Annotated in this window: 18 protein-coding genes; 9 read left to right on the forward strand and 9 right to left on the reverse strand. The window is 70.3% G+C overall.

Annotated elements, in window-relative coordinates:
- Positions 1 to 34: 34 nt before the first annotated feature.
- The 6 genes from ACY0I8_RS05135 to ACY0I8_RS05160 all read right to left on the reverse strand — a co-directional run bounded on the left by ACY0I8_RS05135 (position 35) and on the right by ACY0I8_RS05160 (position 4459).
- Complete coding sequence (locus ACY0I8_RS05135) at positions 35 to 1420, reverse strand: multiheme c-type cytochrome (protein ID WP_461393886.1); 1386 nt, start codon at positions 1418 to 1420, stop codon at positions 35 to 37.
- Positions 1421 to 1562: 142 nt separating this feature from the next.
- Positions 1563 to 2000 (reverse strand): RrF2 family transcriptional regulator, encoded by a 438-nt coding sequence (locus tag ACY0I8_RS05140; protein WP_461393887.1) that lies wholly within the window; start codon positions 1998 to 2000, stop codon positions 1563 to 1565.
- Between the two features lie 91 nt (positions 2001 to 2091).
- Positions 2092 to 2553: a universal stress protein gene (locus ACY0I8_RS05145; protein ID WP_461393888.1), complete on the reverse strand. Its 462-nt coding sequence runs from the start codon at positions 2551 to 2553 to the stop codon at positions 2092 to 2094.
- Positions 2550 to 3593, reverse strand: coding sequence for an AmmeMemoRadiSam system radical SAM enzyme (gene amrS, locus ACY0I8_RS05150; protein WP_461393889.1), 1044 nt, complete (start codon positions 3591 to 3593; stop codon positions 2550 to 2552). Before amrS ends, ACY0I8_RS05145 begins: the two co-directional genes overlap by 4 nt.
- 87 nt (positions 3594 to 3680) lie before the next feature.
- Positions 3681 to 4151, reverse strand: coding sequence for an HAD family hydrolase (locus tag ACY0I8_RS05155; RefSeq protein WP_461393890.1), 471 nt, complete (start codon positions 4149 to 4151; stop codon positions 3681 to 3683).
- Positions 4148 to 4459 (reverse strand): MTH1187 family thiamine-binding protein, encoded by a 312-nt coding sequence (locus ACY0I8_RS05160; protein ID WP_461393891.1) that lies wholly within the window; start codon positions 4457 to 4459, stop codon positions 4148 to 4150. Before ACY0I8_RS05160 ends, ACY0I8_RS05155 begins: the two co-directional genes overlap by 4 nt.
- Before the next feature lie 232 nt (positions 4460 to 4691).
- On the opposite strand from ACY0I8_RS05160, the gene ACY0I8_RS05165 reads away from it, so the two are divergent.
- A complete protein-coding gene (locus ACY0I8_RS05165; protein WP_461393892.1) occupies positions 4692 to 5657 on the forward strand; it encodes a PLP-dependent cysteine synthase family protein in 966 nt (321 codons plus the stop codon).
- Positions 5658 to 5667: 10 nt separating this feature from the next.
- Here ACY0I8_RS05165 and ACY0I8_RS05170 read toward each other — a convergent pair whose 3' ends face one another.
- Genes ACY0I8_RS05170 through ACY0I8_RS05180 form a run of 3 tightly spaced genes read right to left on the reverse strand, consistent with a single transcriptional unit; the run spans position 5668 to position 7534 of the window.
- Positions 5668 to 6570 (reverse strand): amidohydrolase family protein, encoded by a 903-nt coding sequence (locus ACY0I8_RS05170; RefSeq protein WP_461393893.1) that lies wholly within the window; start codon positions 6568 to 6570, stop codon positions 5668 to 5670.
- The gene (locus ACY0I8_RS05175) at positions 6564 to 6866 is read right to left on the reverse strand and encodes an AzlD family protein (RefSeq protein ID WP_461393894.1); all 303 of its coding nucleotides are present in this window, start codon (positions 6864 to 6866) and stop codon (positions 6564 to 6566) included. Before ACY0I8_RS05175 ends, ACY0I8_RS05170 begins: the two co-directional genes overlap by 7 nt.
- On the reverse strand, positions 6863 to 7534 hold the full coding sequence (locus ACY0I8_RS05180) for an AzlC family ABC transporter permease (RefSeq protein ID WP_461393895.1): 672 nt from the start codon (positions 7532 to 7534) through the stop codon (positions 6863 to 6865). The genes ACY0I8_RS05175 and ACY0I8_RS05180 overlap by 4 nt, the downstream gene beginning before the upstream one ends.
- Positions 7535 to 8263: 729 nt before the next feature.
- Between ACY0I8_RS05180 and ACY0I8_RS05185 the strand changes: the two genes are divergently transcribed.
- From ACY0I8_RS05185 to ACY0I8_RS05220, 8 genes are all read left to right on the forward strand, one after another.
- Positions 8264 to 9109 carry an AfsR/SARP family transcriptional regulator gene (locus ACY0I8_RS05185; protein ID WP_459941278.1) on the forward strand — a complete coding sequence of 282 codons (846 nt, stop codon included), beginning with the start codon at positions 8264 to 8266 and terminating at the stop codon, positions 9107 to 9109.
- Between the two features lie 160 nt (positions 9110 to 9269).
- Positions 9270 to 10205 carry a chymotrypsin family serine protease gene (locus ACY0I8_RS05190; RefSeq protein ID WP_459941279.1) on the forward strand — a complete coding sequence of 312 codons (936 nt, stop codon included), beginning with the start codon at positions 9270 to 9272 and terminating at the stop codon, positions 10203 to 10205.
- Positions 10206 to 10228: 23 nt separating this feature from the next.
- A complete protein-coding gene (locus ACY0I8_RS05195) occupies positions 10229 to 11161 on the forward strand; it encodes a hypothetical protein (protein WP_459941280.1) in 933 nt (310 codons plus the stop codon).
- Between the two features lie 64 nt (positions 11162 to 11225).
- The gene (locus ACY0I8_RS05200) at positions 11226 to 11651 is read left to right on the forward strand and encodes a hypothetical protein (RefSeq protein WP_459941281.1); all 426 of its coding nucleotides are present in this window, start codon (positions 11226 to 11228) and stop codon (positions 11649 to 11651) included.
- Between the two features lie 145 nt (positions 11652 to 11796).
- Positions 11797 to 12036: a hypothetical protein gene (locus tag ACY0I8_RS05205; RefSeq protein WP_459941282.1), complete on the forward strand. Its 240-nt coding sequence runs from the start codon at positions 11797 to 11799 to the stop codon at positions 12034 to 12036.
- Positions 12033 to 12332, forward strand: coding sequence for a hypothetical protein (locus ACY0I8_RS05210; RefSeq protein WP_459941283.1), 300 nt, complete (start codon positions 12033 to 12035; stop codon positions 12330 to 12332). Before ACY0I8_RS05205 ends, ACY0I8_RS05210 begins: the two co-directional genes overlap by 4 nt.
- Positions 12329 to 12847, forward strand: a complete 519-nt coding sequence (locus tag ACY0I8_RS05215) for a hypothetical protein (protein WP_459941284.1) — start codon at positions 12329 to 12331, stop codon at positions 12845 to 12847. Before ACY0I8_RS05210 ends, ACY0I8_RS05215 begins: the two co-directional genes overlap by 4 nt.
- Positions 12847 to 14808 carry a C1 family peptidase gene (locus ACY0I8_RS05220; RefSeq protein WP_459941285.1) on the forward strand — a complete coding sequence of 654 codons (1962 nt, stop codon included), beginning with the start codon at positions 12847 to 12849 and terminating at the stop codon, positions 14806 to 14808. Before ACY0I8_RS05215 ends, ACY0I8_RS05220 begins: the two co-directional genes overlap by 1 nt.
- Positions 14809 to 14811 lie beyond the last annotated feature (3 nt).

Consider the following 14811-nt stretch of genomic DNA (forward strand, 5'->3'; position numbering starts at 1 on the left):
CGGCTGGAATCAACCAAGAATCACGTCACCGCGCTCAGTCCACCGGGACCACGCCTTCGGCCTTGGCCATGTCTACGATGGGGAGGATCGGGGCGTTCTCCCCCAGAAGCTGATTCGCCAGGGCTTGGGGGAACGACCGGTATCGGAGCTTCACCTCCACCTTCAGGGGGCCCTTGGCGTCGTCCGGAACCAGGAATGCGAACTCCCGATCCGCGTACCCCTTAGGCGGAATCGTCGAGTTGTAATTGAACCGCACGACCTCCCAAGGCTTCACCGTGTAGTTCCCTTTCTCGTCCACGGCGGGGGTGTAGAACTTCACCGTACCCTCGGTGAGGTTGTAGTCCTTGTCCAGGGCGCCGGAGCGGTAGAGCTCCCGGCCGGTCGCGTCGGTGACCTTGACGTCGAGCCACATCTCCCGCACCTCGGTGAGGCTCGTGGGTAGGTTGTGGCCCGCGCCGACGTTGTGGACGCGCACCGTGATCCGGGCGATGTCGCCGTCGTCGGCCTCCTCGGGCAGCTTGAGCTCGAGCTCGGCCGCGCTCTGGAGGCGCTTTTTCGCGATCTCGGCGTGCTTGTCCGCTCCGAGGAGCGCGGTGACCGTGAAGTTCCCGCCCACGAACTCGTGGGTGAACACATTGTCCCGGTCGGGCCCCATGGGTGAGGCCTTGCCCGGGTTCTTGGGCTTTTCCAGGGTGCGGGCCACCTCGATGGCCTTCTCCACGGGCATCATGTGGCAGTCCTGGCACACGATACCCTTCTGGGCGTACACCGAGAACTTCCACTCATTATAGGTGTTCTCGATGTGGAAGTTGTTGAGCGGGTGGAACACGTTGTGGCAGTTCCCGCAGAACTCGGCCTTGGTGTGGAGTTCCGAGTACTCGGCCTTGTGCCACATGGGCTTAGCGTCCTTGTAAGGACCCCGCATCACGAGCCCCGGGTCGACCACGATGCTCGCGTTCTGGGGCATGTTGGTGGGGGTCTCGTTCATCCGGGTGTCCACCACGCTGTGGCACAGATGGCACTGGACACCCTCTTCGGCAATCTCGCTCACGTGGAACTCGCCGTCCTCGCCCATCCGGACCTCCTCGCTCACCGTGCCCACGGCCGTGTGACACCCGACGCACAGCTTGTCGGTGAGGCCCCCGGTCTCCTTGTTCGCCAGCTTCCAGAGGGCCTGGAACACCGGGTCCCGGTAGGCGTTGGAGTGCATGGAGCCCTTCCACTGGTCGTAGATCTCGGCGTGGCACCCTTTGCACTTCGACGGGGGGTAAAAGTCGGTCGATTTCACCGGCTTCCCCGTGGTCGTGTTCAACAGGCTCGGGAAAAACGGATGCTTCTGGGTCACGTCGTCGTCCGCCGCCGCCACGGAGGCCATGGCCACCGCAGCCACGACGCACAGTCCCATCGCAAAGCGTCTCATGTTCGGCTCTCCTCCCTTAGGAAATGCCCACTCGGTTGAAGCCCAACCGGCCCGCCCCGGGGCCCCGGAGGGGCGGAACGCGGCTGGTCACCCGGGGGGCGGGCTGGACACCCGGCGCGCCCCACGGGCTCGTTTCCTCCCACTACGTGCACTCGCCCGCCCGGGCGCGCAATCGCTTTCGCTCCTCCACCAACTCGGCCAAGGTCCGGCGGGAGAAGATCTCGGAGAGCTTCTCCTTGGCCTCGGCCCACATCTCGTGCACCGGGCAGGTGCACTCCCGCTCGCAGGGGTGGTTTTCCATGAGGCAGACGTTCAGCAGCATGGGCTCCTCGGCCGCCTCCATCACATCGAGCAGCGTGAGCCGTGCGGGATCCTTTGCCAGGGCAAACCCTCCCGAAACGCCTCGCTTCGACCGCACCAGGCCCGCGTGGATCAGCGGTTGGAGGATTTTGGTCAAAAACGCGGGGGTGATGCCCTCGGCCTCGCAGATCTCCTGCTTCGACACCACCTGGGCCGGGTATTTCTCCGCCAGGTAGAGGGCCGCCCGGATCGAGTACTCGGTGGCTCGGGTGATGATCATATTGATAACCTTTTTTGTCTTTTATACCACGCGTCGGCCGCTGTCAACCCAAAACCGCCTCCCTGGAGCCCTTGGATGCCGCGGCACCCGATCACCCACCCGCCGACTCCCCCACACCAGGCCGCACCACCAGCACCGGGCAGGGGCTCGTGCGGATCACCCGTTCCGTGACGCTTCCCAAGAGCAGGTGGGTCAATCCCCTTCGGCCATGGGTGGTCATCACGATGAGGTCGGCGCCCTCCTCCCGGGCCAGATTCACGATCTCCTCGTGGGGCACCCCCACCCGCAGGAACCGCCGGGCCGTCACCCCCTCGGCCTCGGCCCGCGCCCGCGCCCGGTCGAGGGCGGCCTCCAGGAACTTTTCCAGCTGGGCTCGCAGGTCCACCGGGTTGAAGGCCTCGGCGTACACGTCGTACATGCCCGCCGTAAGGTCGAGCACCCCCACGAGGACCACCTCGCCCCCCGCCTGTCGGGCCAACGGAAGGGCCTCGTCCAGGGCCTTCTCGGCCAACTCGCTTCCGTCGAGCGGCACCAAGATGCGGTTGTACTTCATGGACCACCTCCCATGTTGAGGCCCGGGATCCGCGCCCCGCACGACCCGCACCGGCCGTCACCGGTCAGGTTCTGCCGGGTAAGCGCATACCCGAGGCGTCCCACGACGATCTCCCCGCACGACGGGCACACCGTGTCCTCCCCTCCCCGACCCGGGCGGTTGCCCGTGTACACGAACCGAAGCCCCTCCTCCCGGCCGATCTCCCAGGCCCTGAGCAGCGTGGAGGCCGGCGTCGGGAGCGCGTCGGTCAGCTTGTAGGTGGGGAAAAACCCGGTCACGTGCCACGGGATCTCGCGGCTCACGCCCGCGAGGAACCGGGCCGCCTCCCGGAGTTCCGCCTCGGCGTCGTTGCGGCCCGGGATCACCAGAGTGGTGACCTCCACCCACACCCCCCGCCGGGCAAGCTCCCGGATCGTGTCGAGAACCGGATGGAGCCGGGCCCCGCACACCGTGCGGTAAAACTGGTCCGACATGGACTTCAGGTCCACGTTCGCGGCGTCGAGGAGCCCGTCCGCGGCGTCGAGGCACTCCGGGGTCATGTACCCGTTGGTCACGAACACGTTGAGGAGCCCCTGCCCGCGGGCCAGCGCCATGCAGTCGCGGGCGTATTCGAAGAAGATCGTGGGCTCGGTGTATGTGTACGCGATGGAGCCGCACCCCGACGCCACCGCCTCCCGGACCACCGCCTCGGCCGGCATGTACCGGCCGGGGATCGCCCCACCTTCCCGGGGCGCCTGGCTGATGGAGTAATTCTGGCAGTGGAGGCACCGGAAATTGCACCCGGCCGTTGCGATTGAGTACGAAAGGCTCCCGGGCGCCACGTGGAAGAGGGGCTTTTTCTCGATGGGATCCACGTTGGCGGCCACGAGCCGGCCGTAGACCAAGGTGAAGAGGGTTCCGCCCCGGTTTTCGCGTACCCCGCAGAGGCCCCGGCGGTCTGGCGCGATGCGGCACCGGTGGCAACATAGCCGACACCGCACGTGCCCCGCCTCGCCCTCCACCTTCTCCCACAGCGACGCCTGCCGTACCGCTGGATCCATCGGGTCCTCCGCGCTCTCGCGCCCAAACGTGAGGGTCTCCGCGTCCTCCGTGCCCTCCGTGGTGAAACCGCGATGGGCGAGGCCGCCTCAGTCCCGGAGGGTCGCCACCAACCGCCTGGGCTCCAGGAGGAGGTCCAGGGCGTCCTCGGCCGACGGCACCACCACCCGGGCCCGGCGAAGGGTGTCCCAGGCGGCGCCCTCGGGGCCGAGCACCACGATCCCCAGGGCGGCCCGGGCCACCATGCGGTGGTCGTTCACCCCGTTGCCGATGGCCACCGTGGCCTCGGGCCCCAACTGCTCCAGGATCTTCTCCTTCTGGGCCGACTGGAACCCCGCCGTGAGCGTCCGGACCTCCACCCCGGGGAGCGCGATCTCGGCCCCCACCGTGCCGAACGTGTCGGCCGTGGCCACGACCATCCGGACCTTCGCCGCCAGCGCCTCGAGGCGCTTTCGCACCCCGGCAGAGATCCGACCGTCCACAGCCAGGGTGCCGTTGAAATCCGCGAGCACGGAGCGGAGCTCGAGGGATTCCGCCCCGGGGATCTTGAGGCGAATCACGGCCCCGCCTCCCGCGCTGCCCGCTTGAGGCTTTCCACCTTCGCCTCCATGGGCCGTTCCCTGTCCCTGCGGTCGTCAATGGCGATCCGGGTGAGCACCCGGGACACCCCGGAGGAAAACCCGGCCTCGTGCATCCGCCGGGCCAGCGCCAACAGTTCGTCCAACGGACCCTCCACCACGGTGCCCATGGGATGGATCTCATAACGCAGGCCGCTTCGCTCGAGTTCCTTCGCGACCGCGGCTAGGTGGCGGCTCAGGCTCGGGCCGACCGTGCCGATCGGAACCACCGAGATCTCTAGAATCGCCATCGGCCTTCTCCCCTTACCCACACATCCCCTGCGTGGGGCGCAGTCTAGCCAGACCCAAGCCCCTGTCAAGAGGGAGTTTGACGGTTAGGAATCAACGTCCTCCCGTTCGGGGTGGGCCGAGAAGGCCGCCTCTATTGTTGCACAACAGTGCGGCTTTAAGCTTACTTGACTTGACCACTGCAGTGCTCCAATATATTTGGAAAATTTGCCCCTATCAGATGGAGATCATCCCATGGGCACCTCGAAGCGCGTGTACGAGAGCATTGCCGAACTGGTGGCGAACCCCCAGAACCCGACCCCGCTGGTGCGCCTGGCGCGGTTCGCGGGCGATGCCCCGATGGCGCTCTACGGAAAGCTCGAGTTCATGAACCCCTTCGGGTCCGTGAAGGACCGCACGGCGGCCTACCTGCTCAAGGGGCTTCGGGAGCGCGGGGAGTTGCCGGAGGGGAAAAAACTGGTGGAGCCTACGTCGGGGAATACCGGCATTGCGCTGGTGGCCCTGGCGAACCTGCTCGGGGTGCAGGCGACCATCACGGTGCCGAGCGCCCTGCCGGAGGAAAAGCTCACCGTGCTCCGGCTCCTGGGTGCCGAGGTCTGGCCCACCCCCGACGACCTGTGCCCGATCAACCACCCCAAGGACGGGGCGATCGCACTGGCGAAGAGCATCGCCGAGGGGCCCCGCACCCGGGACGAATACGTCATGCCCAACCAGTACGAGAACCCGGACAACGTGCGGGCCCACTACGAAACCACCGGCCCCGAGATCTGGGAGCAGACCGAGGGGAGGATCACCCACTTCTTCGCCGGGTACGGCACCTGCGGCACGATCACAGGGGTGGGACGGTATCTGAAGGAACGAAACCCCGATGTGCGGATCGTGGCGATCCAGCCCCAGAAGGGGCACCGGCTGCCGGGGCTCAAGAACTTCGAGGAATCGAAGCAACCGGAGATCCTCGATCCCTCGGTGGTGGACGAGACCACCACCGTGCCCGACGGACCCGCCTACCACACGGCCATCGAGATCGCCCGCACCGAGAGCTTGCTGGTGGGCCCCTCGGCCGGGGCCGTGCTGTGGGCCGCCCGGGAGAAGGCGCGGGTTGAAGAGGGTCTCGGCGTGGCCATCGTGCCCGACGGCGCCTTCAAATACATGAGCTTCTACCGGGACTGGCTTGGGGAAGACGGGAGGCCGGCCGTCTGACCGGCGGGGGTCACGCGGCGATCCCGAACACCTCCCGGGCGTTTCGGTGGAGGATCCGCTCCAGGGTTTCCGGCGGGAGTCCGAGAGCCCGCAGGCGCCGGAGTTCTCGGTCCCAGGCGTAGGGGAGATTGGGGAAATCGGTGCCGAAGAGGATCCGATCGGGCCGAAACCGCGTAAAGGCCGGCACCGGGAGCCCCGGGAAGTACCCCGCGAGCATCATGGTCGTGTCGAGCCACACGTGATCGAACGCCTCCAGGAGCTCCGCGTGGGCCTCGAACTCGTCGGCCCCCAGGTGGGGCACCACCAGCTTGAGCCCCGGGAACGCCTCCAGGAGCCGCCGGGTCCGGTCGGCCGAGCAGATAAGATGGGGATCCATGGGGTACGCCGGGCTCCGGGGCTCCCGGCCGAAATGGGCCACGAGCGGCAAGCCCCGCTCGGCGCAAAACGCGGCGACCTCGAAGGTGGCGGCGGCGTCCGCCGGAACCCCCTGGACGTGGGCGTGGAGCTTCACCCCCCGGAGCCCTAGATCCACCGCCTCTTCTAGGATCTCCCGGGCCCCGCGCTCGCCCGGGAACACCGTGGCGAGCCCCGTGGCCCGCGGCTCCCGCCGCACCAACTCGGCCAGGAACCGGTTCAACTCCCGGGCGATGCCCGGGCGGTGGGCGTACTGGAGGAGAACGAGGTGCGCCACCCCCCGGTCGAGGAGAAACCGCACGGCGTCGGCGGCGGTGAGGCGATGCCGGATCGGCCACCCATGGACGTCGAACCACGAACGTACGGCCGCAAACAGCCGGTCGGGGAACACGTGGACGTGGGCGTCGATGACCGGGGGGAGGTCCCCGGGCACCCGGTCCCCCTCGGGGTCGTGGAGGGCCGGCAGGGGCCGGGCCAGGGTGCCCCTGCCGCTCACCACCCGAGCCTCCGCTGGAGGATCACCACGGCCATCCCCGCTATCAAGGCCAGGAACACGTTTCGGGTGCGCAGGGCCACCCACGCGGTCAACCCCGCCGCCCCCAGGCCCCAGGGCCCGGCCTGCCCCACCGAGGGGGCCACGAGCGAGATCAGGATCGCGCCCGGGAGCGCGTCGAGGGCCCGGCGCACCCGGCCCCCGCGCGGCAGGCGGTCCGAGAGGAGAAGCCCCGTCACCCGAAGGCCGTACGTCACCGCCGCGGCCGCCCCCACGGCAACGAGCCATCCCTCCGCCCTCACGGCTCGTCCTCCGGGCCGAAGGCGGCCGCCACGGCCCCGGCCAACCCGCCGGCCAGCACGTACCAGGTGCCGGGAAGCCACCGCTCCGCCAGGCAGGCGGCCCCCGCGGCCGCGGCCCAGGGCAGCCCGTCGCGACGCGCGCCGCGCCACAGGCTCACGGCCAGGGCCGTGAACACGGCCGTAAACGCAAAATCCAGGGCCCAGGCCTCGGGGTCGGGCACCGCGGCCCCCAGGCCCACCCCGGCCAGGGTTCCCAGGCACCAGGCCGCCATCACGCAAAGCCCCCCGCCCCAAAGGTGCCACACGTCGGCTTCGCCCCGGCGGTGGGCGGCCATGGTGACGGCCCAGTTTTCGTCGGCCACGAAGTGCATGAAAAAGAGCTTGCTCAGGAGGCCCCTCCCCTCAAACACGGGCCGGAGGGTCGCCCCGATCAGGAGGTACCGGGCGTTGATGACCCCCACGGCGAGGGCCATGGGGCCCGCGGCCGGGGGCCAGGCCCACAGGTCCACCATGACGAACTGGGCCGACCCGGCAAACACCAAGAGGTCCATCCACAGCACCTGCCCCCAGGAAAGCTGCTTCTGGGCGGCCAGCACCCCCAGCACGCTCCCGTAGGCGGCCACGCTCGCGGCCACGGGCAGGCAGGCGCGAAATCCTTTTCCGAACACAATCGGTCTCCGGTCTGCGGTCCTCGGTCTGGTTCCGTTCCTTCAGCGGGGCGGTTGGGCTGTTTGGCGGGCGGGCGGCTGAAAGCCTTCGCGATCCAGACGCCATCGCCCGTCCCAGCCCGTGGGGGCGGCCGCTCAGGAGGCCAAATGCAGAGGACAGATGGCAGGGACCCCCCGTCCTCTGTCGCCTGCACGGCGCCGCTCTCACACCGGCACCCGGCCGGTGCGGTCCGGCCATGCTACCCCACCGACCAGGGGGCGGGGTAGGCACAACCGGTGGCTCGTCTGCCGGCGGGATGACGGGTGGCGAAGCCCCCCTTACCGGCACCCCGCGCCCCCGTCCCCCGTGCCGGGTTCTGGGCGGGGCCGCTTGCTGTGGGACCCGAGGCCGCTGGTGATTGGGACTGCGCCGTACCGGGGCGCCCACACCCCTTCCGACCCGGACCGAGAGACGGCCGCGCTCAAATCTGCTCCCCGGTCGGGGTGCCGGCCCGGGGCCGCTCGATGCGCCGCGACGGGGGCGGGAGCACGGTTTTCGCCCCTCGCGTGCCCCCCCTTCGTGCCGTTGTCCCCGTCGCTCTTTGGGAACCTGCCATCGCCCAATCCGGGGCCGGTCGTTTGACGTTTTCCTCCGCGCGGTTAGGGTTCCGGACCTGGGAACCCGTCACTGACACTACTGCGCGGTCTCCCTTGCGATTTCGGCCCCGGCCGTGTGCGGGAAGGGGAAGGATGGAGGCGTTTCGGTTTCTGGTGCTGGGGGAGTTTCGGGTGGAGCCGCGCGGCGGGGGCAAACCGGTGCGGCTCCCGGCCAGCGCCGCCACCGTGCTCGCGCACCTCCTGTGCGCGGGCCGGTCGGTACCCTGGGGCGTGGCAGCCGGCACGCTGTGGTCCGGCCTTCCCGACGCCCAGGCCCGCCGATGCCTCAGCACGGCCCTCTGGCGCCTCCGGACCGCCCTCGGGGACGACGGGGGGGAATGCGTCGTCCACCGCGGCGGTGAGGTCGGCATCGACCTCGGGGCCCACCGGCTGGACCTGGCCGAGTTCCTCGACCTCACCCACGCCTCCGTCCGGGAACCGTTCCACGCCCTTTCCTTCGACGACGCCGCCCGGGCCGAGCGGGGCACCCGGCTCTACCGCGGGGACCTCCTCGCCGGCTGGGACGCCCCCTGGATCGACCTCCCCCGGGAGAACGCGCGGCGGCGGTACCACCAGGTCCTCGAAACCCTCGCCCGGTTCCACGCCTACTACGGGATGTACGAGCGGGCCCTCGAGGCGGCCCTCCGTCTCCTCGACGAAGACCCCCTCCGGGAGGACGTGCACCGCCACGTCATGCGGATCCACCTCGAAGCCGGCCATCGAACCCTCGCCCTGCGGCAGTTCGAACGGTGTCGGCAGGCGCTGCGCAGCGAACTCGGAGCCGAGCCCGAAGAGGAGACACGCCGTCTCGCGGCCGACGCCCGGAGCGTCACCCCTTCGCCCGGCCCCGCGGAGCGGGAGGACGGGCGCATCGAGGACGCCGTGGAACGGCTGGAGCGGTGCCTTGAACGCCTGGAGCGGCTCCTCGACCGGGCCTGACCCCCGCCCTATCCGATCGGCCCTTTTCGCAAACCGTTCGGTTCGTTCCCGCCCCGGTGAGCCCGCCGTGACCGTCCCGTGACCCGGCCGTGACCCCGCCCGGCTTGGCTGCCCTCCCACGGGGGAGTTCCCGAACCGGGCGAGGCCCGAGGAGGTGGTCATGGCAGGCGAAGGGGTGGACCCACAGGCCGTTCAGGAGGCGCAACTCGCCAAGGAAGCGCGGGAACCCGAACTCCTCGGGCTCCCCAACGTGGTGGGGGTCGGGATCGGGTTCAAGGAGGTGAAGGGAAAGGCCACCAAGGACGTTGCCCTGGTGGTCTACGTGGAGAAGAAGCTCCCGAAGAAGGACCTTCCCCGCAACGCCGTGGTGCCCCAGGAGTGCGACGGCACCAAAACCGACGTGGTGGAGACCGGGCGGCTCGAAGCCCTGGCCAACACGGCCCGCATCCGGCCCTGCCGCCCGGGGTTCAGCCTGGGCCACTACCGGATCACGGCCGGCACCTTCGGGTGCCTGGTCCGGGACCGGTGCCCGCCCTGCCGGACGTACATCCTGAGCAACAACCACGTGCTGGCGAACTCCAACGGGGCCAGCCCCGGCGACCCGGTGCTCCAGCCGGGCCGGCACGACGGCGGGGCGTACCCCCGGGACCTCGTGGCCCGCCTGGCCCGGTTCGTCCCCATCCGGTTCGGCTCCCCCGATCGGTACAACCTGGTGGACGCGGCCCTCGCCCTGCCGGTGGACCTGCGGGCCGTGATCGGGCCGATCCACGGGCTGGGGCTTCCCACGGGAACCGCCGAGGCGACCCTGGGCCAGGCCGTGGTGAAAACCGGCCGCACCACGGGCACCACCGCGGGCCGGGTCACCGGCATCGACGCCACCGTGGCCGTGGGCTACGGCGCGAGGGGCACCGCCTACTTCCGCAACCAGATCATCACCAGCAACATGAGCCAGGGGGGGGACTCCGGCTCCCTGCTCCTCGAACGGGCCGGCCGGAGGGCCGTGGGGCTCCTGTTCGCCGGCTCGAGCCGGATCACCATCCACAACACGATCCACAACGTTCTCATCGCCCTGGGCGTCGAACTCGTGGTCGCCTGAACCCGGTCAAAGGAGGAACACCCATGTCCTGCTGCCACCACGAACTGCCGAGTGCGGAATGGCTCGAGGCCGAGGCGCGCCTGGGGCCCGATCAGGAAACCGCCGAAGAGGAGGCGGCCGTCCTGGCCACCAAGGCGGCCCGAAAAGAGAAAGAAGCCCAGGTCCTCGACGTGCTCTCGGCGCTGAAGCTCAAGGCCGCCGACCTGGAGGCCCAGGCCCGCACCGAGGTGGCCTCGGTAGACGCCCTGTGCGCGGAGGCCGAGGAACGGCTGGGCCCCTCGGGGGAACCCGACGAATCGCCCCTGATGCGGGAGATCGCGGTCGCCTCATCGCTCGTGGAGGCCGAGACCGTGGTGGGCCCGGGCCCGGGGAACTACCACGACTTCAATCCCTACCACGGCTGGTGGGCCTGGTACCGGCACAACGAGGGCGGCGTGACCCAGGGAAGCGGCGGGTTCAGCCTTGCGGCCCGGAAGATGTACGCCTACGCCAACGCTCGGGGCGACGGATGGGGCATCACCGACGACAACTACGTCAACACCTACGTCAAACTCTTCTTCGCCCTGTGGCCCCGGCGAAATGGGCACGTGCGCGCCTGGGTGCCCTACACGACCCGCGGCTGGTACACGATCTACGCCAACGACCACTGGTACGACTCGAAGTCGGCCAAGCTGGACGTGGACGTGTCGGTGCGGCTCCACCAGAACTACTGGTCCGCCTCGGTGAGGAGCGATGTGTTCGCCCTGGGGGGCGGAAACATCAACCGGTCGGGCCGGATCGACCGTTCCGGGGCGATCTACAGCGCCTCCCTACCCGTGGGGGCCGAACGGTGGGTCCTGGCCGAGGTGCAGCTTCGGGTGTACGCCTACACCTCCGGAGGGGGGTCCACCTCCCGGGTGAGCTTCCGGCACCCGGACGCCGTGTTCGTCCCCTACGTGCGGTTCGACTTCTCGTAACCCGCAAGGCGCGTCCCGCCCGTCCCCGTCGGGCCGGGCGGGACGCGCCGAAAGGACGTTGCCCATGTTCGGCAAACGACGCGACAGCGCCCCGGAGCCAGACCGCTCCGAGGTCTGCTTCTCGTACCTGGAGGCGCAGGGGTACCGCCCGGAGCGGGCGCCCAACGGCATGGTCACGTTCAAGGCCGACGGTTTCCTCTTCGCCCTCACCTTCGACACCTCAGACGAGGAGTTCTACCAGATGGTCTTTCCGAACTTCTGGCCCCTTGGCACCCCGGAGGAGAAGGGGCGCGCCGTCGAAGCGGCGGCCCGCGCCACCGCCGACACCAAGGTGGCCAAGGTCTTTCTGGTGGACGACAACGTCTGGGCCACGACCGAGGCCTTCTGCGGCTCGGCCCAGGAGTTTACCCGGGCGATCCCCCGGGGCCTCCGGGCCCTGCGGGCCGCGGCCCAGACCTTCGCCGACCGGATGAACGCGGGGGCTCAGTAACGCCGCCGCACCGTTCGCCCCAGGCCGGCGTGCCGGGCGGCAGGCACGGGAAGAGGATCCGGTCCCCTCCCGCGTGCCCCACGGAGTGGGTTGACTTCGGCCCCGGCTCTGGCAGGGTTCCGGAATCCCTCGGAGGCACAGCGCGATGACCACCGTCGACAGGGCCCAGGACGTGCTCGCCCGGCACCAGGAGGACCTCCTCTCCCGGCCCGGTGTGGTGGGGGTCTGGGTGGGGCTCGGCCCGGACGGGGGGGCGTGCATCCGGATCGGCACCGACCGGCCCCCCGGGGCGGTGGCGCCGCCCCTTCCGGAGGAACTCGACGGCGTGCCGGTGGTCGCCGAAAACGTGGGCCCGATTCGCGCGGCCCGGAAGGGACGGCCATGAGGTGGGCCGTTCGTCTCGTGGTTCCCATCGGGGTCGCCCTGTACCTCGCCGCCCCGGCCGCGGCGGGGGAGCTCCGCCCCTTCGCGCCCCCTCCCCAGACCCAGCAGATGGCCCCGCCTCCCCAACCCGACCCGTTCCAACGGTTCCGGGAACAGGCGGCCCGCCTCACCCCCGAGGAGCGCCAGGACCTGAAGGCACGGCTCGAAGATCGGCTGAAGCGGGCGAAGGAGCAGGGGGACGACACGGCCGCCTACCGGTACTACCGGTTCTTGCGGATCCTGGAGGAGCAGCCGTGAGCGGCCGCCGCCTGGTTTGGCTCGTCGTGCTCGCGGGGTTCCTGGGCATTGGGGCGGCGAGGGCGGCCGGTGACGTCCCCGCGCCCAATCGGGTGGACGCGATGATGGATCTCGTGGAGGCCACGGACCTCGCGGGGGCCCCCCCGTCCGACACCCGCACCGCGAGCACCGACTACCAGCTCTACCTCACCCTGCTCCACGAGTACCGCATGAAGCAGGAGGCCAACCGGGTGACCGAGTGCATCCTGCTCAGCGTCACCCTGGTGGCCACGTTAGCCGCGGTGCTCGGGGTGCTCCTGTGGCGGCCCCCCCACTCCACCGCCCTCATCCTGAACGCGGCGGGGCTCGTGCTCGTGGTGTTCGCCACCGTGTTCATCGTGGTGCTGGCCGACGCCGAGCAGCAGCTCACGGCCGCCATGGGCATCCTCGGGGCGATCGTGGGGTACCTGTTCGGGTCGATGCGCCGGCCCCACCCCGAGCCGCCCCCTTCCACCGTCCCCAAGGAGGTTCCCTGATGGCCCCCGTCCCCCTCGAAACCTACCGCTTCGACGCCCGCCCCGACACCGCCGACTTCCGCGACCGGCTCTTCGAGCCCACCCTGGTGGAGGTCCCCCCGCGGCTTCCCGTGGAGCGGTACCGACGGGCCAAGGTGCCGGTGCTCGACCAGGGGCCCGACGGCGCCTGCACCGGGTTCGGGCTCGCCACCGTGGTGCACTACCTGTTGCGCACCCGCAGCGTGGAGCCCGACCGAACGCGGGTGAGCCCCTGGATGCTCTACGACCTGGCCCGGCGCTACGACGAGTGGCCCGGGGAGGACTACGAGGGCTCGAGCGCCCGGGGCGCCGTGAAAGGCTGGCACAAACACGGGGTGTGCGCCCACCGGCTCTGGCCCCGACGCCGCACCCGGCCCCACATCTCCGACGCGCTGGCCCGGGACGCCGGCCGGCGGCCCCTCGGGGCCTACTACCGGGTGAACCACCACGACATCGCCGCGCTCCACGCGGCGCTGGCCGAGGTGGGCATCCTCTACGCCACAGCCCGGGTCCACACGGGCTGGTACGAACCCGGGGACGACGGGGTGATCCCGCTTCGGCCCGACCGAGTCGGGGGCCACGCCTTCGCCATCGTGGGGTACGACGAGCGGGGGTTCTGGATCCAAAACTCCTGGGGAGCGGGGTGGGGCCAGGGGGGCCTGGCGCTTGTCACCTACGACGACTGGTTCGAGAACGCCATGGACGTGTGGGTGGCCCGGCTCGGGGCCCCGGTGGCCCTGGCCCGGGAGGCCGTGGCCGCCGGGATCTCGGCCCAGGGAAACCTGGCCGGCGGGTACGCCTACGCCGACCTGCGGCCCCATATCATAAGCGTGGGCAACGACGGCCGGTTCCGGGAGGGGGGCACCTTTGGCACCACCCCGGCCGAGGCGGCCGAGATCGTGCGGACCGAGATTCCCCAACTCACGGCCGGCTGGGACCGGAAACGGATCCTCCTCTACGCCCACGGGGGCCTCGTGTCGGAGAAGGCCGCGATCCAGCGGGTGGCCGAGTACCGGGCGGCCCTCCTGGGGGCCCGGGTGTACCCCCTGGCCTTCGTGTGGAAGACCGACGCCTGGACCACGATCCGAAACATCCTCGACGACGCCCTGGGCCGGCGCCGGCCCGAGGGGGTTTGGGACGAGGCCAAGGACTTCCTGCTCGACCGGCTGGACGACGGCCTCGAGCCCCTGGCCCGGGCCCTGGGGGGCAAGGCCCTGTGGGACGAGATGAAGGAGAACGCCCTACGCGCCACGACCCGCCGGGACGGCGCGGCCCGCCGGGTGGGGGAGCTCTTGGCCGAACTCGCCGCCGCGGACCCCGCGGTGGAACTCCACCTCGTGGGCCACAGCGCCGGCAGCATCTTCCTGGGGCCCCTGGTCCGATGGCTCACGGCCCGGGGCACCATCGCCTCGGGGCCCCTGGCCGGCCGCACGGGGCTCGGCCTCCGGATCGCGTCTTGCACCCTGTGGGCGCCGGCCTGCACGGTGGACCTGTTCAAGGCCCTCTACCTCCCGGCGCTCCGGGACGGGGCCGTGGGGCGGTTCGCCCTGTTCACCCTGACGGACGAGGCCGAGCAGGACGACCACTGCGCCCACATCTACCACAAATCGCTTCTGTACCTGGTGTCGAACGCCTTCGAGGAGAAACCCCGGATCCCGCTGGTGCGGGACGGGTGGCCGATCCTCGGCATGGAGAGGTTCGTGGAGGACGACCCCGACCTCGGCCAGGTGCTCACGAGGGGCGGAAACTGGGTGCTGGCCCCCAACACCGAGCCCGTGGGCTCGGCCGGGGCCTCCCGGGCCCGGCACCACGGGGATTTCGACGACGACGAGGCCACCGTGAAGGCCACCCTGGCCCGGATCCTCGACGCCCCCCGCACCGGCACGGGGTTCGCCTTCCGCCGCACGGGCGGGGGGCTCCGGAACCGGAGGCCGGCGGCGTGAGGC

The organism is Deferrisoma sp. (genome assembly GCF_054681715.1).